The sequence below is a fragment of the Cytobacillus firmus DS1 genome, from assembly GCF_000565285.1.
Lineage (GTDB): Bacteria > Bacillota > Bacilli > Bacillales > Cytobacillaceae > Cytobacillus > Cytobacillus firmus_A.
In genome coordinates this window covers 1-23,162 of sequence record NZ_APVL01000024.1, presented here as the reverse complement: position 1 = coordinate 23,162, position 23,162 = coordinate 1, and the positions used below count along the sequence as shown (strand labels likewise).

Annotated in this window: 20 protein-coding genes; 7 read left to right on the top strand and 13 right to left on the bottom strand. The window is 35.2% G+C overall.

Annotated elements, in window-relative coordinates; genetic code table 11:
- Positions 1-272: 272 nt before the first annotated feature.
- Positions 273-1,652 carry a phenylacetate--CoA ligase family protein gene (locus tag PBF_RS21285; RefSeq protein WP_035332658.1) on the bottom strand — a complete coding sequence of 460 codons (1,380 nt, stop codon included), beginning with the start codon at positions 1,650-1,652 and terminating at the stop codon, positions 273-275.
- Between the two features lie 127 nt (positions 1,653-1,779).
- Positions 1,780-2,442 (bottom strand): class I SAM-dependent methyltransferase, encoded by a 663-nt coding sequence (locus PBF_RS21280; protein ID WP_035332657.1) that lies wholly within the window; start codon positions 2,440-2,442, stop codon positions 1,780-1,782.
- Between the two features lie 221 nt (positions 2,443-2,663).
- On the opposite strand from PBF_RS21280, the gene PBF_RS21275 reads away from it, so the two are divergent.
- Positions 2,664-3,044: an ArsR/SmtB family transcription factor gene (locus PBF_RS21275; protein ID WP_081757339.1), complete on the top strand. Its 381-nt coding sequence runs from the start codon at positions 2,664-2,666 to the stop codon at positions 3,042-3,044.
- Between the two features lie 172 nt (positions 3,045-3,216).
- On the opposite strand, the gene ccsB is transcribed toward PBF_RS21275, so the two are convergent.
- From ccsB to resA, 4 genes are all read right to left on the bottom strand, one after another.
- The gene (gene ccsB / locus PBF_RS21270) at positions 3,217-4,392 is read right to left on the bottom strand and encodes a c-type cytochrome biogenesis protein CcsB (protein WP_035332656.1); all 1,176 of its coding nucleotides are present in this window, start codon (positions 4,390-4,392) and stop codon (positions 3,217-3,219) included.
- On the bottom strand, positions 4,386-6,047 hold the full coding sequence (gene resB / locus PBF_RS21265; RefSeq protein WP_035332655.1) for a cytochrome c biogenesis protein ResB: 1,662 nt from the start codon (positions 6,045-6,047) through the stop codon (positions 4,386-4,388). The genes ccsB and resB overlap by 7 nt, the downstream gene beginning before the upstream one ends.
- Positions 6,048-6,113: 66 nt before the next feature.
- Complete coding sequence (locus PBF_RS21260; RefSeq protein WP_035332654.1) at positions 6,114-6,821, bottom strand: cytochrome c biogenesis CcdA family protein; 708 nt, start codon at positions 6,819-6,821, stop codon at positions 6,114-6,116.
- 28 nt (positions 6,822-6,849) lie between these two features.
- Complete coding sequence (gene resA / locus PBF_RS21255; protein WP_035332653.1) at positions 6,850-7,377, bottom strand: thiol-disulfide oxidoreductase ResA; 528 nt, start codon at positions 7,375-7,377, stop codon at positions 6,850-6,852.
- A 266-nt stretch (positions 7,378-7,643) separates the two neighbouring features.
- Between resA and PBF_RS21250 the strand changes: the two genes are divergently transcribed.
- From PBF_RS21250 to cysK, 3 genes are all read left to right on the top strand, one after another.
- Positions 7,644-8,321, top strand: coding sequence for a CadD family cadmium resistance transporter (locus PBF_RS21250; RefSeq protein WP_035332652.1), 678 nt, complete (start codon positions 7,644-7,646; stop codon positions 8,319-8,321).
- 102 nt (positions 8,322-8,423) lie between these two features.
- On the top strand, positions 8,424-8,879 hold the full coding sequence (gene lspA / locus PBF_RS21245; protein WP_343299450.1) for a signal peptidase II: 456 nt from the start codon (positions 8,424-8,426) through the stop codon (positions 8,877-8,879).
- Between the two features lie 454 nt (positions 8,880-9,333).
- A complete protein-coding gene (gene cysK, locus PBF_RS21240; RefSeq protein ID WP_035332651.1) occupies positions 9,334-10,266 on the top strand; it encodes a cysteine synthase A in 933 nt (310 codons plus the stop codon).
- A gap of 73 nt (positions 10,267-10,339) precedes the next feature.
- Here the strand turns inward: cysK and PBF_RS21235 are convergent, their stop codons facing one another.
- A complete protein-coding gene (locus tag PBF_RS21235) occupies positions 10,340-10,555 on the bottom strand; it encodes a hypothetical protein (protein ID WP_033695626.1) in 216 nt (71 codons plus the stop codon).
- Positions 10,556-10,746: 191 nt separating this feature from the next.
- Here PBF_RS21235 and PBF_RS21230 point away from each other — a divergent pair, with 191 nt between their 5' ends.
- The gene (locus tag PBF_RS21230; RefSeq protein ID WP_035332650.1) at positions 10,747-11,040 is read left to right on the top strand and encodes a hypothetical protein; all 294 of its coding nucleotides are present in this window, start codon (positions 10,747-10,749) and stop codon (positions 11,038-11,040) included.
- 113 nt (positions 11,041-11,153) lie between these two features.
- Here PBF_RS21230 and PBF_RS21225 read toward each other — a convergent pair whose 3' ends face one another.
- The 5 genes from PBF_RS21225 to PBF_RS21205 form a co-directional block, all read right to left on the bottom strand.
- Complete coding sequence (locus tag PBF_RS21225; RefSeq protein ID WP_035332649.1) at positions 11,154-11,903, bottom strand: ZIP family metal transporter; 750 nt, start codon at positions 11,901-11,903, stop codon at positions 11,154-11,156.
- 87 nt (positions 11,904-11,990) lie between these two features.
- A complete protein-coding gene (lpdA, locus tag PBF_RS21220; protein WP_035332648.1) occupies positions 11,991-13,409 on the bottom strand; it encodes a dihydrolipoyl dehydrogenase in 1,419 nt (472 codons plus the stop codon).
- Between the two features lie 225 nt (positions 13,410-13,634).
- Positions 13,635-16,034 (bottom strand): heavy metal translocating P-type ATPase, encoded by a 2,400-nt coding sequence (locus tag PBF_RS21215; RefSeq protein WP_035332647.1) that lies wholly within the window; start codon positions 16,032-16,034, stop codon positions 13,635-13,637.
- The gene (locus tag PBF_RS21210) at positions 16,027-16,392 is read right to left on the bottom strand and encodes an ArsR/SmtB family transcription factor (protein ID WP_035332646.1); all 366 of its coding nucleotides are present in this window, start codon (positions 16,390-16,392) and stop codon (positions 16,027-16,029) included. The genes PBF_RS21215 and PBF_RS21210 overlap by 8 nt, the downstream gene beginning before the upstream one ends.
- 389 nt (positions 16,393-16,781) lie before the next feature.
- Positions 16,782-18,041, bottom strand: a complete 1,260-nt coding sequence (locus PBF_RS21205) for a cytochrome P450 (protein ID WP_035332645.1) — start codon at positions 18,039-18,041, stop codon at positions 16,782-16,784.
- Positions 18,042-18,426: 385 nt separating this feature from the next.
- On the opposite strand from PBF_RS21205, the gene PBF_RS21200 reads away from it, so the two are divergent.
- Entirely contained in the window at positions 18,427-18,981 is a 555-nt protein-coding gene (locus tag PBF_RS21200) for a recombinase family protein (RefSeq protein WP_035332644.1), read from the top strand.
- Between the two features lie 30 nt (positions 18,982-19,011).
- Positions 19,012-21,969, top strand: coding sequence for a Tn3 family transposase (locus tag PBF_RS21195; RefSeq protein WP_035332643.1), 2,958 nt, complete (start codon positions 19,012-19,014; stop codon positions 21,967-21,969).
- A 52-nt stretch (positions 21,970-22,021) separates the two neighbouring features.
- Here the strand turns inward: PBF_RS21195 and PBF_RS21190 are convergent, their stop codons facing one another.
- On the bottom strand, positions 22,022-22,501 hold the full coding sequence (locus tag PBF_RS21190) for a hypothetical protein (protein ID WP_035332642.1): 480 nt from the start codon (positions 22,499-22,501) through the stop codon (positions 22,022-22,024).
- Positions 22,502-23,162: the final 661 nt, after the last annotated feature.

Sequence of the window (23,162 nt, the reverse complement as noted above, 5' to 3'; positions counted from 1 at the left end):
ACATTTTAGTAAATGAGCATTTGTTGTAAGCTGCTTGCGTCGTTCTTCACTAATATTTATTGCCAAAAAAATTCCTTTTTTATATTGATATCTGTGTATGAATTGATCAATTTTCAATATGGGGTACCACCAACATTTTGACATAAAACCCACGCTAAGCAAATTTCGACATAAAATAAGCCGATGATTCCTACGCTAAGGAATCATCGGCTTATTAGTAACTATTCTAGTCGTTTTATTCTCTGTATAAATCCAGATACATTACCATTTTGTTATTCATGATAATCAATCCAAACATGCTGGTACTTGCCACTTTTAGGGTTCCTTTGTGGTAACTCATCAGTTTTTTCTATTGAAATGGTAGTTAGCCCCTGTGTTGCAAAGTAATCTAAAAGGGCTTCTCTAACATTTTCCCAAACTTGATCTCTTGGATTACCCTCGTCCACTTCTATACGTACTGTTAATTGATCCGGTGCCGTTTGAATCAGTTGGAAACGTCTTACTCCTGTTATTTCCTCGACAATGGTTTTCAGAGCCAAGGGCAGGATATTGACGACTTGTCCGTTCGGAGCAGAGAATTTTAAAATGTCATCGGTTCGCCCTTCAACTTGTACGACTGGGAATGGTCTTCCGCATTTGCATGGTTCCGGAGACACAGTGACACGGTCTGTCAGTTCATAACGAATAAGGGGCTGAATTCTATTGGCTAGATTTGTAATTAGAACTGAATGAGATTGCTTTCCTGGTGATACAGGTTGATAATTTTCATCTACCGGCTCAAATATGATCCAATCGGTATTTACATGAAAGTGACCTTCTTCGCATTCGAAAGTCATGGCTGTTGCTTCTGTACCACCGTAAAGATCTAGAACACGAGCTTGGAAAACAGATTCGAGTTTCGCACGAACATTTGAATATAACTTTTCTCCACCCAAAAGGATCGCCACAGGATGAATAGTTAACCGACCCTCTTTTTGTTCTTCTGCTAGAATTTCCATCGCTGTTGCATAACCCCCAATTATACATGGTTGATATTCATTCAAATCTTTCACAAGTTGGGAAAGAGGGGATTGGATAGAAAAAGCTCTTATTTTTCCGTTTGATGGCCGTTTTAAGCGTAGGCGTTCAGCAGTGGAGAATGCTGTAAAATGTCCAGCTGTAGAGCATACCGCCGCATTTCGTCCACCTTTGGCTGCAACTTTCAATATGTCACTCCATTTCAATTTTGTTGTTCCACGAATCGCCATCAATGTTTTCATGATCGTATCTGAACCTTTATCCTGAATAAAGATTCCTGGTACCCCGGTCGACCCTGAAGTGGTCGAAACCATATAGCGTCCTAAATAAAGTTGTCCAACTAATGACATATCTGACACAAATTCTTTCACACTTTCGATGGTTACTTCTGGGTCAGTCACCCAATCATTAAAATTGGACATGAGTTCTGATTTCGTGACTGGTGGGATTTGCTCTAAGCTTGTAATCTGTTCAGGCAACTCGCTGTATTTTTGTGCGTAATATGGAGAGTTTGATCGTGTAAATCTAATAAGATCAGCTAAACGAGATTGTTGCCGAGAGAGAATGTCTTTTGGTTTGCCTCGTTTAACCTTCCAGATATCCATAACTGCTTTTAAAGGTGAAATATTCTCCATGTATGTTATTCCCATCTCTCTGTTTTTAAAATTTTATTATCAGTACTATTTACTTTTTTACAATAAAATGGACATTTAAAAATACAGGTACTAAATATGAAAGAAGTCTGATAAAAAATCAAACAGCTTAAGGCTTAAAAGCTTTATATGCCCTTAGTGTGCCCGTGATGGTTGAAAATTGTCCAGTTTCTTCAATTAAAACAAATCCAGTTTCTTTTAATAGGATAGGGATAATCCCTTTAACATGATTTGAAGTTGTTTTAAACCCATCTAAAAATTGAATAGGAAAAAATGCAACACGCATCAACCAATTTTGTGGCTTTTCAAAATCAATAATATGGAATTGACCACCAGATTTGAGTGTCCGATAAACTTCTTCAAATGTTTTCATTTTCATTTCCAATGTTAAATGATGAATAAATAAACTTGTAAATATGTGATGAAATGAATTATTGGAAAAGGGAAGTTTATCAGAAAACCCTTCCTCAAAGGTGATATTATTAACTTGAGTTTCTTTAATTTTCTCCTTAGCAATTGATAATATTTCAGGATCAGCATCAACCCCAATTACTTGCACACCAGGCTGTAATTGCTGTATTAAAAGAGCAAGTGTACCTGTACCGCAAGCTAAATCCATTATCGTTTCCTTTGGTTGGAGGGTTGCTTGCTTAACTAAATGCGTTTTAAACTTTTTTTCTTGCATTCCCCATTGAATTAACGGATCATAAAATCGAGTCATCCAATGGTATCTTAATGCAGGGATATACTCGCCTTTCTTGTTTTTACCCATTAAACATGCACCCCTTCATGTATAATAAATAACTTATGATTTTTGGATTACTCTTACGCGACTTTTGTTAAGAGCTAATATAAAGTAACACGTGAATCTTACGATTTGTGACATAAAAGAATATGAAACGCTTCGCTTCTTTATTCAAGTAAATATTTGAATGTTGACATTAAAGTTTGCTCATTATAAGCTAATCACATATTTTTAAAGAGGTGGGAAAATTGTCATTAGTTGATAAAAATATAAAAGATACTCTAAAAGATGAATGTGAGATCTATTGTTATGACCCTATAAAAGTATCAAGGTTACAAGATTTGTTAAGTTCTAAAAGTACACTTCATCTATCAAAAAAATTTAAACTTCTTGCTGATGAGACACGATTAAAGATTATTCTTTCATTGGCTATAGAAGGGGAACTTTGCGTTTGCGATGTAGCTAATATTATTCAATCCTCTATTGCTACAGCTTCTTATCATTTACGGTTTTTAAAACGCTCAGGTGTAGCCAACTATAGAAAGGAAGGTAAATTAGCATTTTATTATATCGATGATGAAATTTTTAAGTCGATGGTTCTACTCTCTTTTCACCATAAGAAGAGTTGAATAGGGAGAAAATGGATATATTTGTAACAAATTTATAAGAATACTGTTGTTTTACATAGTTGGAGGGGATCTACAAAATTATTCACCCCTCCAAGACATGGATAAAAATGAATTTAGATTTTTTTATAGTAAACTTTTATTTTTAAATAAAATTATCCTCTAATTAATTTCTTTACGCATATGAGTGTAAACCAGCAATTATTAGATTAACGAAAATTAAGTTGAACATAATAATTGCAAAACCTATAACTCCAAGCCATGCTGATTTTTCACCATGCCAACCTTTCGATAAACGTAGGTGTAAATAGGCAGCATAAAATAACCAGGTAATTAAAGCCCATACTTCCTTAGGATCCCATCCCCAAAAACGCGTCCAAGCGATTTGAGCCCAGATCATCGCAAAAATGAGAGCACCTAAGGTGAATATTGGAAAACCAATTGTAACTGATCTGTATCCAATTTCATCAACTAAATCAAGTTTGATATTTTTTGTTAACGGCTGAAGCGCTGCAGCCATTCTTTTTCTTAAAATCAGTCTTAGAATCCCGTATAATAATAGACCTGTAACAACAGACCAAATGATTGTGTTTAATTTTCCTGCTTCGATGATCGCTGGTACCTCAACAAAAGCTTCCATTTTACCTTTTGTAAGTAATTCCCCTTGATTTGGCCCTACAATTGAAGGTAGATTATATGTCATTTCAACCTCTTGATCATTTTTATCAACCCATTTGTAGATGGCTTCATACTCCATTCCTCTGAAAATACTTGTAATCAATACAAAAGCAAGTGTCGCCACAATCGTGAACATGACAACTTCAAGCCAAAAAGTCCCTTTTGAGCGTTTCGTCTGATCAACAGAACGAAGTAAATAAATGACCCCTGCAATGAAACTACTGGCCAAAATAGCTGAACCTAGTGCCGTTGTTGTTACATGGATAGCTAGCCAATCAGTTTGTAATGCTGGTATTAATGGAGAAATGTCTGTTGGGAACATGCTTGCATAGGCAATAATTAATAATGTAATTGGTAAGGTGAATAAACCTAATAAGGCTACTCTATATAAAAAGTAAAGGACGATGAATGCCAAAACAAACATCATAGAAAATGCCGTTATAAATTCGAACATATTGCTTACCGGTGCATGTCCAGAAGCAAACCATCTAGTGGCAAAATAACCTAGATGTGCAACAAAACCTAAAATGGTGACAATTATTGCGACTGTAGCCCATTTACTTGGCTTTTCGTATTGCTTTCTCCTATCTCGAATTGCTCCTCCAAAAAGAAATGTTGCAATTAGATATAGTAAAAATGCTGTATATAATAAGTTACTGCTAAGAGCTACCACATCTTTCCCCCCTGAAAATTTTTGCTTTTCTCGTTCGTTTGATCAGTTAGTTCTTGAACGTTGGTTTCTTTTAAAATACTGTTTATTTCCTTTCGAATACCGTACCAATTTTTATTTGTATGTCCAGCAATTAATATGCAATCACCATTACGTCTAATCCATATACGCCTATGATTCCAATACATACCTTGAATAACTCCAATCATGAAAATAGCTCCGCCTAATCCAAGAAACCATAATGTATGATCTTTCCGAACTGTAAGAGCTGACAAATTTTTCGTTTGAACGCCTTCAAATTTCATTTTCAATTGATTATCTTCTTTTGGTTCAAAAGTTTCTTGAATCGCGACAAAGCTTTTTTCACCTTCTGGTCTCTCAGGAGATATCATTTTAAATACAAATGCTGGATTATCAGGAACTCGGTTTTTTGTATCTGGTACTCCTTCACTATTGAAATAGAAGTTTGGCAAATAAGTCACAATTTCAACTTTATACCCATTGCCTAAATCATACTTCTTCTTTGGCTCTAACAAATCAACTGTAATCTTGCCAAAACTTTCTTCTGTCTCTTTGTCTACTAAACTAAAATTAAACTTATTTAGTTCATTTAATTTATAAGAGGTTTGATAAAGTGCATATGAATCGTGTTTTAAGGGATAATTAACTCTGATTTGTTGATCTTTTATCTTTTCAAGTTCAGGTTCTGCCCCGTGAACGATTTCTCCTTTCCGTTCATACAAAGCCACGTTTGTTTGGAAGTTTTTAACGACATTTCCATCTCCGACTCGAGAAAGAGTATTTGCAAAAACATCATCTTCTTGATTTTTTTGATAGGTTTCCATAATAAACTTGTCACTGCTTAAATAGTATTTTCCATTGGTTCCTGGGATAGTAGCTGTTTCACCATCACGAATCCAAAGCATTTCGTCTACATACATCCCCGGCACAAATCGCAGCATTCCTCCAATGAGGAAGATAATGAGTCCAACATGGTTCACATAAGGTCCCCACCTTGAAAATCGATATTTTTCTGCTAGCAAATCACCATTTTCTTCACGTACTTGATAACGCTTTTTCTCCAAGTTGGATATTATAAAAACCAGTTGTTCATCAAGGTTATCTTCGACTTTTGTTTCACTGAATAGACGTTGTCTGCGCAAGAAGCTTTCATGACGTGTAATCCCTTGTTTTTTCAAAGCGCGATACAATGGAATTAACCGGTCCAAACTTGCGATAACGAGTGATATCCCAAGAGCTGCAATTAATAAAAAATACCACCATGAACTATACAGATTGTGAAAACCTAATTCATAATACATTTGTCCGAGAAATCCATATTCATCTTTATAAAAATCCTGTGGAACAACGGTTGGAGAAATATACATCTCTTGAGGAAAAATTGTTCCAATCGCAGAAGCAGCTAAAAGAAGAACAATTATCCAAACCCCTACTTTAACGGATGAGAAAAAGTTCCAAATTTTATCGGTAAGTGACTTTTTATATGTTTGTGAGCGTCTTGCCCCTCCATCGTATCTCATATCCAATAGCATTTCAGAAACGTCATTATTCCTGTTACCGATAGTTCGTCCACAGGATTCACAAAGAACAGTTCCATAAGTAATAGAGTGACCACATTCGCATTTGACAAGTTTCATTCTAAAACTCCTTACGATTTAACTCTAAAATATATTTTTAGTTTACCTTTCTAATCCAATCCTCCCTTAAAATCCAGTAAACCCTCCGAACAAACTTGTTAAGACTGCAATAATTTTTGTCATCATATTAAAGTACAATAGTACTCCCATCACAATCATCAAAATACCTCCTAAAGACATAAAAATTGCACTATGTTTCTTTAGAAAAGTCATCTTATCAATAAATAAAGACATTAATAAAAATGGAATGGAAAAACCTAAGACGTAGAAAACCATGTATAGTAGACCTTTTCCTGGATCTGAGACACCTAACGCAATAACTCCTGCAAGGATTGGACCTGAACAAGGAGTCCATCCAGCAGCAAAACCAATTCCAATCAAAATCGATCCTATATAACCTGAAGGTCTCTTTTGAAAATGAATTTTCTTATCAGAAAGTAGGAAATCAAATTTAAGAATCCCTGTTAAAACTAAACCAAAAAACACCATCACAATAGCTCCAAGTTGTCTTAGTAGATCTTGATAATCCATAAAGAAGGTACCGATAAAAGAAGTAGAAAGCCCCAAGGCTAAAAAGATGATTGAAAATCCTACTAAAAACAGAATGGTATGGATGAAAGCTTTCCTTCGTAAAATACCTTTTTCTTTTTTTAGATCATTTACGGACACTCCTGTAATATAGGAAAGAAAAGCTGGATACAAAGGAAGTGAACAAGGTGAAATAAATGATAAAAGACCTGCACCGAATGCAAGAAATAAATTTAGTTGTTCCAAAAAGATACCACCTAACTGTTTATTATTACTATGGCTTAATGAGTTCCATATAGTTTGCTATGTCACTTTCGGTCATACTTCCTGTGATCACTTTTAACACTTTACCATTCTTATCGATTAAAAATGTTGTAGGAATCGGGGTTATGTCATATGCTTCCGTTACTGCACTATCTTTATCTTTAAGTATTGGGAATGTAAGCCCATGCCTATCTACAAACGATTCAATTGCAATATCACTTTCTGCAATATTTACTGCTAATATCTCTACACCAAGATTCTTAAAATGGCTATATTGTCTTTCCATATAAGGCATTTCCTTTTCACAAGGCTTGCACCAAGTACCCCAAAAGTTAAGAAAAACTCCTTTTCCTTTTAAATCAGAAAGTTGAACGTTGTTACCGTTCATATCCTCAAGAATAAAGTCAGGTGCTTGATCCCCTGCTTGAACCCGTATTTTTTCAGAAAAAAAGTTTTGATAAAGCGTATAGGCTACTGCTAAAGCCATAAGAAATAGAAGACTAATACGTACAATAGTTCTGGTTCTTTTATTTTTCATTTTACTCTCCTTTTTATATCATTCAAACCAACACTTTAATGTTGACATTTTACGTTAATAATTTTAATCTAAAAGCACAATATATTCAAACAATTATTTGAATAAAACTTTCAATGTTTGCACCTAAACAACTCATTCTAGGAACATACTAAGTGAAAATTGTAATCATTACATGAAGACAAAGGGGAATAATAGAGGTGTAACAAACTAATATAATTAAATATCTTTTATTCTGTTTATGTAATTTTTTAAAAAGGAGTTTTTTTATGAATTTAATTTTACCCATTCTCTCTGCTTTAGGGTCTTTTATAGTAACCAATATCGATGATATTTTTGTCTTGATGTTGCTGTTCTCTCAGGCAAGTTCACAAGCTAAAGCAAGTAATGGCCGAACGGTTAACATGCAGCCGAATGGAAACCGTATTTACCCTAGAGATATAGTCATTGGCCAATATCTTGGTTTTGCACTTTTAGTTTTAATCAGTATATTAGCAACATTTGGAGTAACACTCATTCCTGAGCAGTGGGTAGGTTTATTAGGACTAATCCCGATCTACTTAGGAGTTAGACTGTTTATAAAGGGTGAAGATGAAGATGAAGGTGCTATTCTTTCCAGTTTAAATAAATTTAATAAGTTCTATTTAAGTGTTGCCTTTATCACATTTGCCAATGGTGGAGACAATATTGGAATTTATGTTCCGTTCTTTTCTACTTTAAATAACAACCAACTGGTTATTACAGTTGTTACCTTCTTTATAATGGTTGCTGTCTGGTGTTTAATCGGCTATCGTCTAGCTAGATTCAGATATGTGTCTGAAACACTTGAGAAATACGGCCGATGGGTTATTCCAATTGTGTTTATAGGATTAGGTTTTTATATCATGGTAGAAAATAATATATTTTCTAACCTGTGGTCTCACTTCGTAAATTTTGAAAATAATTAAATTCTAAATTTACCGTAATGGTTTAAGATCATTTTACTGATAAATCCCCTATACTTTTAAAAAGTATTTAATACAATTCTTTATGGAAAATAGAACTCCGAGGTGACAATTTTGTATTGGATCATTATTCTCACAGTAAGTATTGATCAATTATGTAAACATTTGGTTCGAAATTTTATGGATTACGGACAATCCATTCCACTTATCAATGGTGTTTTTCAATTAACATCTCATCGCAATGCGGGTGCTGCCTGGGGAATTTTTTCGGGACAAAAAATATTCTTAATTAGCATTGCAATTATTGTTATAGTTATTGGCCTTTTTTATTCTCGTAAAGTCTCTGATAACCTAACACGAATAGCCTTTGGCTTTTTTATAGGAGGTGCAATGGGAAACGTTTTAGACCGTTTAATTTTTGGGGAAGTAACAGATATGTTCGAAGTTACATTTATTAATTATCCAATTTTTAATACTGCGGATGTATTTTTAGTTAGTGGAGTTATTTTGTTAATGATAAGTACTTATAGAGAATCTAAAACACAAAAAAATCTATCCTAGATTATAGACACAAATCCATACCTCATTCGATCCTTAAAGAAATTGCAAAATAACTTTAATGATTAAACGATTATTTTATTATTGAAATGAAGTGTGGTTTTCTTTATGTGATTATTCCGTAAAATCCTTCAGGAAAGAGCTTTTAATTTTTTTATCATCCTTCCGAAAGGAGTGGATAAAAGAGATAGTCTCAATGTTCGATCGTAGACTACCATTTATGAAGGAAATGCATGCCTATGGACAAGCCCTAAACGATATGCTCAGTACGAAAAATAATAATGAGCAAAATGCAAGTAAAGTTGAACTAAGTCATAGACAATACGTGAATGACGGTTGTGATATGGAGTGGTAATGAAAAAGCTATCGCCCTTATAGGAAAGATAAGCCATATCACTGTGAAGGGCAGTGGTAGATAAGCCTATACAACAATTACTAGTATTTGGAGGAGATTTTAATGAAAGTAGCCAATTCAATTGCAGAACTAATTGGAAATACTCCGCTTGTTAAACTTAATCGTGCTGTAAATCCTGATCATGCAGATATTTTTTTGAAGCTTGAATATTTTAACCCAGGAAGCAGTGTGAAGGATCGTATTGCTTTAGCTATGATTGAAGCTGCTGAACAAGATGGAACATTAGCATCTGGAAGTACTATTGTTGAACCTACTAGTGGAAATACAGGAATTGGGTTGGCGATGGTAGCTGCAGCAAAAGGATATAAAACGATTATCGTCATGCCAGAAACCATGAGTGTAGAACGTCGAAATTTACTCCGTGCCTATGGTGCCGAGCTTGTTTTAACTCCTGGACCAGAAGGTATGGGGGGAGCAATTCGAAAAGCTCAAGAGTTATTAGAGGAAAATCCAAAGTATTTTGTGCCACAACAGTTTAATAATCCTGCTAATCCAAAAATCCATCGAGAACAAACGGGACGAGAGCTTCTTAGACAAGCAGAAGAAATTGGTGGAATCGATGCCTTTGTTTCTGGTATTGGTACAGGAGGTACGATTACAGGGGCTGGTCAGGTACTGAAGGGAAAGTATCCAAATGTTCATATTGTAGCTGTTGAGCCAGTAACTTCCCCAGTGCTTTCTGGCGGTAAGCCAGGACCTCATAATATTCAAGGAATTGGTGCAGGGTTCATACCAGAAGTTTTAAATACTGAAATTTATGATGAGATAGTTACTGTTGAGAATGAACAGGCTTTTGAAACATCACGTCTGGTAGCAAAAGAAGAAGGGATTCTTTGTGGAATTTCTTCAGGAGCTGCCATATATGCGGCCTTGAAAACAGCTGAGAAGCTTGGTAAAGGAAAAAAAGTTGTTTCGATTATTCCAAGTAATGGAGAAAGATATTTAAGCACACCTCTTTATCAATTCGAAGGTTAAAAAATTCTGTTGGTGTAACTTGTTTAGAGCTACACCTATAGAATTTTTTTTGGTGAAAAAGGAGTAACCTGTTTTATGAAAGGCCTTTATACTTTCTTTCTAAATTACATAATCTCCTTTCAATATGATGGATCTTTTCTAATATTTCCTTTTGCATCAGCAATTGTTGATACATCATTTTCCTCATATCATCCATAAATTTTTTCTCAATTTCCCATTCTTGTTCCTCTTGCTCTTCTAATCGATAAACATATGGATATTGATACCATTGATTAGGATAATAATACATTTTTTTACTCTCCTTTTCATACGAGCGCTCTTTCTAAAGTATGTATATAGATAAAACTCAGTGTTTGTTCAAAAAGTTCTTTTACTTATAAAGAAAGCTCTTTATCTTTTTTTGAATTTTTGTAAATTTCAATCTCCCTGTTTTCGTATTTTATATATATGGGTATAATGAGGATAAAGGAGGGTGGAAGTATGAAAAAGTTACTTACGTCTTTAGTAGCTATTGCTTTATTTCTAGGTATTGGCACTGCTGCTCTTGCACATTCAAACAGTACTCCTAGTCAAGGGAATGGGAATGGAAATTGGCAACAGATGATGGATTATTGTTCTGAAATGATGAATTCTTTCATGAATAAACATCAAAATAATATCCAGCATGAAACCTCAACTTCAAAGAATTTAAATACAGGACAGGCAAATTCAAATGAAAGTACCACGAATAACTACCAGAACCAAAACTATTCTATGTATGACGATTGTTGGTAGGAATAACAACCAAAAGAAAGAGCATGGGCTACATAAAGGTCCAAGCTCTTTCTTTTTTTATAAATAAAAAAACAGTTTCCTATTCCCTTACACAATATTTACGTCTTTTCATGCTAGTGGATATGAGGAGCTAATTGCTCAAACATCCAATGAAGCCCAAAATTTAAAAAAATCCCCCCGAAAAAGAAAAGAATAATAGGCCTATCCTCTGTCGCATTTACAACAGGTAATAAATCAGTTAAAGCTATGTATAAAAATATACCTGCAGTTAATGAAAGCGAAATGGCAAGAATGCTACTTTGTAAAGAAACGAGTTCTGTTAGAAACAAAGCTGCGGTAGCCCCCACTATGGTAGATAAACCTAATAAACCAGCTGCTCCGATAGCTTTCTTTTTGCTTTTCAAGCTTGTAAATACAATGGAAGATATAGTTAAACCATCAGGTATCTTATGTAGTAGGACGGCAATTAATACGACAAAACCTAATCCGCTGTTTATTGCAAAACTAGCTACAATTGATAAACCATCAAAAAAAGTGTGTATTATCATGCCTATTAATGCACCATACATTGTAGTATGGGTTTGAGATTGATGTGTCTCTTCTCCAAAATGAAAATGAGATGATACCAGCTGTTGAAATAAAAATATGATACCAAAACCTAAAATGATATAGATTGAACTTGATTCCATTATTTCTAAAGCTTCTGGTACTAGATCCATAATTGCAATTGAGAAAAGTAATCCGGAACTTAAAGCCATTAGAGCATATAAACTTCTTCTGGACCAATTTTTCTTAAGAAAAATAACAAAACCGCCCAAAACATTAGGTAAAGCTGCCGTTATTACATAAAAAATGATTTCCATTAATCGTCACTCCATTAGTATAAATAATTCGACCTGCACTTATGGTTGTGCAGGCCAGTTAAATTAAATATGCTCTAACTGTTCGAATTATTTTTTATTCAGCATATGAATAGCATGTCCCATAACTCCTTCAGCTGCTTCCATGAGTGGTTCAGGTAAAGTTGGGTGTGCATGAATTGTAAGGCTGAGATCTTCTGCAGTTGCCCCTGACTCAATTGCAAAAACAGCTTCAGCAATAAGAGATGATACTTCTGGACCTACCATTTGTACACCTAACACCCGATTAGATTCCTTTTCCGCCACAACTTGTACAAAACCATCAGCATCAGACACAGATAAAGCTCTGCCGTTAGCTTGGAATGGAAAACGACTAGAAACTGTTTCATAACCTTCTTCCTTTGCTTCCTTCTCCGTTAAACCTGTATAAGCTACTTCCGGATCGCTGAAAATAACAAAAGGCATTGCCTGAAAATCAATCACACTTTTTAGCCCACTTATTACCTCTGCAGCTATCTTACCTTCATAACTAGCTTTATGAGCAAGGAGGTAACCACCAGCACAGTCCCCGATCGCATATACATGTTCAACATTTGTTTGGCATTTATCATTTATCTTAATAAAACCGCGTTGGTCTAATTCAACCCCGATATTCTCCAATCCAATTTTTCCTGTGTTTGGTTTTCTTCCAATAGAAACTAAGCAATAATCCCCTTTAATTGTTTCTTCCTTTCCATTAACCTGAACTTCAACTTTTATTTCATCGCCTGTATTTTCTCCGCCTTGGACTAAAGCATTCGTTATAACTGTAATACCAAGTTCCTTTAAATGACGTTTTACTACATTTGTAAGCATAGGGTCCGTACCTGGAAGAATTGTATCTGTTCCCTCAAGAATTGTTACTTTGGCTCCAAATTTAGCATAAGCAGTTCCCAACTCCAAACCGATATAACCACCACCTACTACAACTAAATGTTTTGGCACTTCTTGAAGCATCAATGCCTCAGTTGAAGAGATGATTCTTTTTCTATCAAATGGCATACTTTTTAACTCAGTTGGTAAAGATCCTATCGCAAGGATTAAGTCTTTGTATGAAAAGAATTGTTCTTCGTTACCAAATTTGATTTTGGCAACATAGGGTTCAGTGAGATAAGCTTCCCCACTAATGACTTCTACTCCATTGCCTTTCAGTAAAGTACGAACTCCATTCGTTAGTTTATTCACAATACCGTCCTTCCACTTCACTACTTCTGGCATCTCTACTTCAACTTCACCAGAAACCTTTATTCCCATTGAGTTGGCGTGTTTTATGTGTTTTACTCGTTCAGAAGCACTAATAAGAGCCTTTGAAGGTATACAGCCACGGTTAAGGCAAACCCCTCCTAATTCTGCTTTATCCACCAAAACCACTTTTTTTCCTAACTGAGCAGCACGTATGGCAGCTACATAACCTCCTGATCCTGCACCAATAACTAACAAATCTACATCCCTTTTTCCTTCAACAGTCATTTCAGTTTCCTCCTTCGATTTTTATAAAGAATGAAAAGAAAAGTATGAGAGTGTTTCGTTTCATTTGGATACCAATATGCAATATAAATGCTGATGTATTACTTATACCCAATCTTTCCATTTTTAATTAGGCTGGATATTTAGAAGTTATACTATGTAATGAGACCATTTTAGAAAAAAGGGCTTTCCAATCTGTTTGGAAAGCCCTTTTTAACCCTTTTCCCTTTATTCTTTCACTCTCATTAGCCTCAAACCATTTAGCGCTACCAGAAGGGTTGCGCCCATATCGGAAAGAATGGCAATCCAGAGCGTTAACCAACCTGGGATAACCAATAGTAAGGCAATAAATTTAATTGCAATTGCAAAAGTAATGTTAGCTTTGATTATATTAAGAGTTTTTCGGCTAAGTTTTACAGTGAATGGAAGTTTTCTTAAATCGTCTCCCATTAGAGCGACGTCTGCAGTTTCTAAGGCTGTGTCTGTACCAGCTCCACCCATTGCAATGCCTACTGTTGAGGCCGCCAATGCAGGTGCATCATTGACACCATCCCCTACCATAGCTACGTTGCCATACTCGGATCTCAACTGTTTAATAAAGTCTAATTTGTCCTGTGGCATTAATTCTGCCTCTATATCAGATACTCCAACCTGCCCTCCGATAGCATTAGCAGTACCTTTGTTATCACCTGTAAGCATAATTGTTTTTTTGATTCCAAGTTGATGTAATTTTTGAATAATTTCCTTACTTGATTCACGAACTTCATCAGCAACTGCAATAACTGCAAGTATTTCTTTTTCGGTTCCAATAATCATGGCTGTCTTACCTTGATTTTGAAGAGTAGTAACATTTTGCTCAAAGTCTTTATCGAAATCAGTAGTCAATAATTCCTTAAAGAGTTTCGGGCTACCGATATAATAAGTCGTCCCGTTTACAATACCCTTTATACCCTTTCCTGTGATAGAAGAGAAATCCTCTACCTGTACGTCAGAATAAGTAATGTTTTCTTCTTCTGCTTTTTTCATGATGGCTGAAGCAAGAGGATGCTGAGAACGATACTCCAATGCAGTAATAATGGATAGTAATTCTTTTTCATTTATCTGTTTGTTCAACACATTATAATCAGTTACAGCTGGGACCCCTTTTGTTAAGGTACCTGTTTTATCAAATGCAATAGCCTTTAAGGCACCCATTTCTTCTAAATACACTCCTCCTTTTACAAGGACACCTTTTTTCGCAGCATTTCCAATCGCTGAAACAATAGAAATAGGAGTCGATATGACCAACGCACAAGGACAACCAACAACAAGAACAGCTAATCCTTGATAAACCCATGTTTCCCAACTGCCATCAAAGAATAAAGGAGGGACTATAGCAACTAATGCTGCAATGATCATAATGATCGGTGTGTAATATTTTGCGAATTTATCAACAAATGCCTGGGAAGGAGCGCGTTCTCCTTGTGCTTCCTCTACAAGATGAATAATTTTAGAAATCGTTGTATCTTCTACAAGTTTCGTTATTTTTACTTCAAGTAATCCTTCTTCATTTAAGGTACCTGCAAATACTTCATCATCCACCGTTTTCTCAACAGGGACTGATTCACCTGTAATAGCTGCTTGGTTAACGGCAGAGTATCCACTTACAACTACACCATCCATCGCAATCTTTTGACCTGGTTTTACAATCATGATATCCCCAACAGCAATATCATCAACATGAATCATTATTTCTTGTCCATTACGTCTAACAAGTGCCTCTTTAGGAGCGATATCCATTAATGAACGAATCGATTGTCTTGCTCTATCCATAGAGAATCGCTCAAGTGCTTCACTGATTGCAAAGAGAATAACAACAATGGCAACTTCTGCCCATTCTCCAATAATAGCACCACCTATAACAGCCACTGTCATAAGGGTTTTCATATCAAATTCAAAACGTAGTAAGTTTTGCAAACCCACTTTAAAAAGTGATAATCCTCCGATAAACATGGATGCTAAAAACAATAAGGTAGTAACAATGTTCTCTTCTCCATTCACATACGAGGAAAGGTAACCAAAGGCAATCAATAAGGAAGCATAAAGTAGAGTACTATGCTTTTTATAAAACGGCACTTTATCTTCTTTCGTATCTTCTTTTACCTCTTGTGAAGCTTGGCGAGTAGATTTCTCAGGAGTCACTTTAAGATTCTCAAATGCACCTGCTTTTTCTAGTTCTTCAATCGTTGCATTACCATATACAGCAATTTTAGATGCGCCAAAATTTACTTTTGCATCCTCAACTCCAGCAAGCTGTTTTACATTATTCTCAAATTTCCCTGCACAGTTTGCGCATGTAAATCCTTCAACACGGTATACGTTTTTGTCCTCGTTAACCTCTAGTTTAGCTTCTCGCCTTGGTTTTTCAGGAGCCACTTTAAGATTCTCGAATGCACCTGCTTTTTCTAGCTCTTCAATCGTGGCATCACCGTAAACAGATATCTTAGATGCTCCAAAATTAACTTTTGCATCCTGTACTCCCGGAAGTTTTTTTACATTATTTTCAAACTTCCCTGCACAATTTGCACATGTAAACCCCTGAACCCGATAAACATTTTTTTCAGCCTCTAATGCTTTTGCTTCAGCCAATTTTAACAACCTCCTTCTGGTGTGCAAATGCAACCTTTATTAGTTGCTTTACATAATCATCATCTAATGAATAGTAGACTAGCTTACCTTCTTTTCGATATTTAGCTAATCCAAGGTTTTTAAGTAACCTCAAATGATGAGAAGTTGTGGCAGTTGTAGCACCAACAATATTCGCTACATCACATACACACAATTCATCTTCTAAAGAGAGAACATACGCAATCTTAATCCTCGTATCATCCGATAATGCTTTAAAAATTTTGGCTACTTCCAAAGGATTTTGTTGGAGTAGTTCATTTTTACCTCTTTTGACTTTTTCTTGATCTATACACGTAACTTCACATGCATCATTTTGCAAATTTTCCACCTCATATCAATCAAATATTCATTTGAATATAATTATAATTTAACCAAAACAAATAGTCAAATATATGTTTGAATATAATTTACAAAAAAAGTAAGGTTTTCTTTAGTTTGCAGTAATTAAATGTTCTTATAACTGAATTTAATTTCCTTTTTATGTTGTATACAATAAAGGGAATATTATTAGAATGCATTTTAACACTTGAAGAGTTTATCACTTTAAAAAGCCCGATTTTTCTCTTTGTTAGAGAAAAAAATCGGACTTTTTTTTTTTGACTCTCCAATTAATATTAGGGATTTTAAACTAATTTCCGAAGATTAAGAAATTAATTTTTTTTTAGCTTGTTCGTCTCAAGGCGAACTTAATAGGCTAATTATCTGTAATTATAACTTTCGTTTAACATTCTTTAGCACTACTTTGCTGTGGGGAATACTTGGTATGCTCACCATGCTGTAACTTAAATCCTGGTTAGGAACTTCATATTCCATTTGGTTGGCTAGATAATCAAGACTTACTTTCATGACTTCAATCGTGACCCACTCTCCAGCACAGCGATGACCCATAAAGTAATCACCACCACCTTGCGGAATGAAGCCAAATGGGCTTCCTTCCCATTTAGCAAACCTATCAGGACTGAAAACATCAGGATTCCCCCAAATTTCAGGGTCGTGATTTGTGCCATAAAGATCCAGTAAAGTTAATGTGCCTTCTTCAAATTTATAGCCGTTCCAGGTGAAATCTTTTTTTACCAATGCTACGACAAACGGAAAAAACGGATAAAAACGGCGAACTTCCTGTACAAACATCTGAGCATATTTGTCATCATGGGATTCAAGTTTCTCCTTTTCTTCTGGAAAATGATGCAATGCCAGAGCACTGAAATTGATGAATATCGCGATCGCCACAATAGGTCTCAAGATATTGATCACTTCCACAGCAGCAGTCTTAGTATCCAGAATATTCCCTTCTAAATCGCGATGCCAGGCAAACCTATTTAAAGCTGTATCTTCTGGAGGATTTATTTCCCCATTACGCACCTTATCAATCAACTTACCAATCCAATTTTCTACTTTATTCCGTGCATTTCTCCCTAACCAATGATTTGGGCCAACTGCAGCCGGAGACTCGAACATCGCAGCCAAGTCTTTTGTTATTTCCTTAACATCGTCTTCTTCCAACGGGACGCCTGCCCACTGGCAGGCTGTTCTGCATAGGATTTCTTTTACTTCTTCATAAAGAATAATTTCATCAATCTGTTCCCATTTATTTATTGCTGTCTCCCACTGTTTTTTTGTAATGTTTGTTAGACTTTGAATTCCTTCTGGAGACATGATGGACATAAACATTTCCTTCCGATGTTTATGATCTTGTCCATCTAACGCCTGAACACCATTCTTCCCGAATAATGTTTGAACCGCCCGGTTTGGTGCTGCATCTTTTCTTTTGAATTTCTCAGTGTCATAAAAAACTTCTGCAGCATCTTTTCCTACCATGCAGATAGCTTTCTTTCCAAGTAATCGAGTCTCAAAAACATTAGAATTAAAACTTTGACGTCTGTTCAAAATGTACATATATCCTTCTCTCATAAGGCTCAAGCTATGATCTATTCCTTCTTCCCGTGGCATTTGATTTGTATCTGACATATCATTCATCTCCTTTTTTATTAATAATGTTTTTATTTTTTGTAACTTTTCCCTTTTTACTCTCAAAAAAACTTTGATCTGTCCCATCCGTGTTCAATTTGCTACATTTTATAACCTTCTTAACGAGAAGGACTTCTAATTGCTCTTAGTCAGGGCTCAATCATCTTCGTTAATTTATGAGACATTCTTCTATTCAATAATGGAACCTATTGTAAATTGATGAAGGCAAGTCCCTTAAACGAACGTTTCAGGGAAAAACTCTACCTATCTATAATTCACTTAATTTTTCTTGTTTCCTAATCCCTAAACCCATCCCTTTATCATCTTCCCTGAAATTGACTTAGAATCCGAATTAGGGAATAATTATTCCGTAGGAGGGAATATAATGGGGAAAATATTTGGATATGCTCGTGTTTCTACACAAGATCAAAATTTAGATCTTCAAATTGACGCATTAGAGAAAGCAGGCGCAGCTGTTATTTACAAAGAAAAAATGACGGGAACGAAAAAAGAACGCCCAGAATTAGAGCAACTCCTGAAAGCGATAAGTGAAGGCGATTCTGTGGTGGTTTATAAATTGGATCGTATTTCAAGATCCACAAAGCACCTTATCGAGTTGGCTGAAACCTTTGAAGAAAAAAAGGTCAATTTTATTTCCATACAGGATAGTATTGATACTTCTACAGCTATGGGACGTTTTTTCTTCCGAACAATGGCGAGTATCGCTGAATTAGAACGAGATATTATCAGTGAACGTACAAAATCAGGATTACAATCTGCCAGAATGAGAGGTCGAAACGGAGGAAGACCTTCCAAAGACCCTAAGTTGGTGGAACGTGCTTTAAAGCTACATTCATCTAAACAATATAGCATCAAAGAAATTACGGATATGACGGGTGTTAGTAAATCAGTGTTGTATCGAGCTTTGGAAAAAATTTAAACCTTGAGGTAGGATTAGGGGGATTTTCCTGTGTATTTAAGAGCAAGAGAACTACTTACACCTGATCAAAGAAAGGATTTCTTGATGATCCCTTATACTTTAAGTAATTGGGAATTAGCGCATTACTATACCCTTACACAAGATGATATTGAGGTAATAAGACGTAGAAGAAGAGATCATAATCGATTGGGATTCGCTATTCAAATCTGTCTTTTTCGTTACCCTGGTTGGTCTCTTTCAGACATCAAGAACATTCCTGATAAGGTGATAAACTATGTTGCTAAACAGTTACAAGTAGATACAAGTGAATTTAAGCTATATTCTGAACGAGAGCAAACGAAACATGAACATATGGAAGAAATACGAAAGCATTATGGTTTTTCTAATTTTTCCGCACAGTCATATCGGATTATTTCACAGGCTTTATTACCCCATGCAATTGAAAATGGAAATGCCTTATTCCTAATAAGGATGACTTTAGATGAAATGAGAAAGCGAAAAATCATCTTACCTGCTATGACTACGATTGAAAGGTTAGTATGGGAAACACGGCGAAGGGCAGAGGAAAAAGTATATAATTCACTCTATAAACCGTTATCTCAATGGCAAAAACAGCAATTGGAGAAACTAATTGATACTCCTTCAGATAAATCAAAAACTAAGCTTGGATGGCTTAGGGAAATACCAGGTCAAACATCACCAGATGCTTTTTTAAAAGTAATCGAAAGATTAGAATATATCCGTTTATTAAATCTTTTAACAGGGATGGAACACATTCATTCCAATAGGTTACTTCAGCTTGCTAGGTTAGGTATCCGATATGAACCTCATTCTTTTCGAAGATTTAAAGAAAATAAAAGATATGCAATTCTTGTAGCTCATCTTTTAACTCTTAGTCAGGATCTAATCGATCAAGCTATAGAAATTCATGACCGCCAAATCATGATCTTACAGTCAAAGGGTAGAAAAGCACAAGAGGAACTGCAAAAGCAGAATGGGAAATCTATCAATGAAAAAATATTGCACTTTGCAGACATTGGAGAAGCTTTAGTAAAAGCACGAAATGAAGGGCTAAATCCATTTGAAGTGTTAGAGAAAATAATGCCTTGGGAAAAAATTGTTGATTCTATAGAAGAAGCTAAACGTTTAGCTCGTCCTAAGGACTACGATTACTTAGATTTATTAGTTAACCGGTTCACATACCTTAGAAAGTATACACCGGTACTTCTCAATAAATTGGAATTCCATACAACTCAAGCTGCTAAACCCTTATTGTGTGCTCTAAATGTCTTGCGTGAAATGAACGAAAACAAGAAACGTCATGTTCCTGAAGGTGCACCATTGGATTTTGTACCAAAAAGATGGCAAAAGCATGTATATGATGAGGATGGAAATATTAATCGCAAGTATTATGAATTAGCAGCATTAACCGAATTGAAAAACCATATTCGTTCAGGAGATATATGGGTTGTCGGAAGTCGATTACATAAAGATTTTGAGGAATACTTGGTCTCCAAAGAAGTGTGGGATAAAACTAAAACTACAATCAATAGATTAGCCGTTGGTATGTCTGTCAATGAATATTTAATAGAGAGAAATGAATCTTTAAATAATAGATTAGATTATATTTTGAAAAACTTAGATTCTCTCGAAGGAATAAGTATTGATAAGTCAAGGATACAGTTAGATCGATTAGAGAAAGACACACCAGAAGAGGCAAAATCCCTTAGTCAAGCTTTATATAACATGTTACCTCGAGTAAAACTTACGGACTTATTGATTGAAGTTTCCAATTGGACAGGGTTTGATGAACACCTTACTCATGCATCTAATAATCGACCTCCTAAGGGAGATGAAAAATCTATTGTAATGGCTGCGATTATGGCAATGGGGACCAATATTGGGCTTACCAAAATGGCTGAAGCAACACCAGGAATTACCTATCACCAGTTGGCTAATGCAGCTCAGTGGCGATTACATGAGGATTCTCTAAGTAAAGCTCAAGCTACTTTGGTTAATTTTCAACATCACCTTCCTTTGTCAAAACATTGGGGAGATGGGAGCACTTCTTCTTCGGATGGGATGCGTGTACAAGTTGGAGTCTCTTCTCTTCATGCTGATGCTAACCCGCATTACGGAACTGGGAAAGGCACTACTATCTATAGGTTCACGAGCGATCAATTTTCTTCTTTTTATACAAAGGTTATTAACACTAACGCTCGGGATGCCATCCATGTTATAGATGGGTTGCTTCATCATGAATCAGAATTATCTATTGAAGAACATTATACAGATACGGCTGGTTATACAGATCAAGACTTTGGATTAAGTCATATACTAGGTTTTCGTTTTGCTCCTAGAATGAGGGATCTATCCGACTCTAAACTTTATAATATGAATAAATCTAATCATTATTCAAAGATTGAAAGCATACTGCGAGGAAAAATCAACATTAAAGTCATTATAGATAACTATGATGATGTCTTACGATTAGCACATTCTATACGAGAAGGAAAAGTATCAGCTTCTCTAATTTTAGGAAAGTTAGGATCCTATTCCCGTCAAAATAAAATGGCAACAGCATTACGTGAAATGGGCAGAATTGAAAAAACAATCTTTATATTAGACTATATTTCTAATGAAACATTACGTCGACGTGTCCAAAGAGGATTAAATAAGGGAGAAGCAATGAATGGATTAGCAAGAGCCTTATTCTTTGGGAAACGTGGAGAGTTAAGGGAAAGAGGATTGCAAGATCAACTTCAACGGGCTAGTGCCTTAAATATTCTTATAAATGCTATAACAGTTTGGAATACAGTTTACCTTACAGAAGCTACGAAGATATTAAAAGCTAAAGGATTATTAAAAGAGGAATTATTACCTCACATTTCCCCATTAGGTTGGGAACACATAAACTTATTAGGTGAATATACATTTGACTTAAAAAAGGCACCTAACTCAAATAAACTACGTCCATTAAAGACATAAAAATAAGCTGATCTTCTCTTAGCGTTAGAGAAATCAGCTTTTTGTTTTCCATTTATTGTCTTAACGTGGGTTTTATGTCAAAATGTTGGCGGTACCCCAATATATCCTTTATCATGTCTTCACTAGTAAGTCTCGGGTTAGCTTTGACTTCTATAATTAAGTTTTGATTATCAATTGTATCTGGTTCATGGATTAAGAAGTCAGGATAATATACTCCATCCGTGCTTTGTATTCCGAATAATTGTTCAATTTCAGTCCCTACTTGATTTTTTCGGAGCTCAGCTTGCAAGATCACCTTCTCTTCCAGCTGGTTTTCTTCCATGACTTTACGGAGTTGGTGATAAAGCTCATAGCAGAAAACTCTCTCATGATGCATACTCAAGTACGGTATTAACGCTTCACGCTTTGGATTTTTCGATTCAATCTCATGAGCATTCAGCATAGAATCGATCCAATCCTGATTTCCAAAATAAACTTCTTTAACATTATTAATTGCTGTTCGAAGAAATTTAATATACTTATGAATTTCCAAGTGTATTTTCCCCCTTAATTAAGTTCTGTATTTAATTTAATCATTCTAGATAAGTTGGATTCAATTCTTTTTAAACCAAATGGTCATTAGTAAAAGCCTTCAAAAAAAACTTCAAGTAAAAATGCTTTGCTCCATATAGAAGCAAAGCATTCGCTATTTCAACAACCAAACCAATAGCAGCTTTCTTATTACCTCTTCATCTATTCGGGAACTACCTCAACCAAGATAAAGAGGCCCTTCAAAAAAAGCACTTTTCCGGAAAATTATGAACATATTTCGGAAATTATTGAAAAATAACATAGATGTAATTCGTCATAAACCTACGGACTGAGGTCTTGTTAAATCAATAATATGCTCTAGTGATTTTTTCAAAATTAATCGGAATACGAACTTATTGACTCTACCCCAATAAAGGATTTTTCATAATTGACCGGAAAAAAATTTAACTAATTTAATGAAATAACATTTATAAATAATGATTACTCTAAAGCTTAATCTTCATAGAATACATCATGATTCTAGTTTAATCACATCAAATCCAACTAATTTGTGAATGTTGTCTTCAGATAAAGTTGGAACATTTATAAATAATTTTTCTTTGGCTCTGCTTAAAGCTACATGTAAATGTCAACCCAAAAGTTGACCATGTCGCTCATGTAAA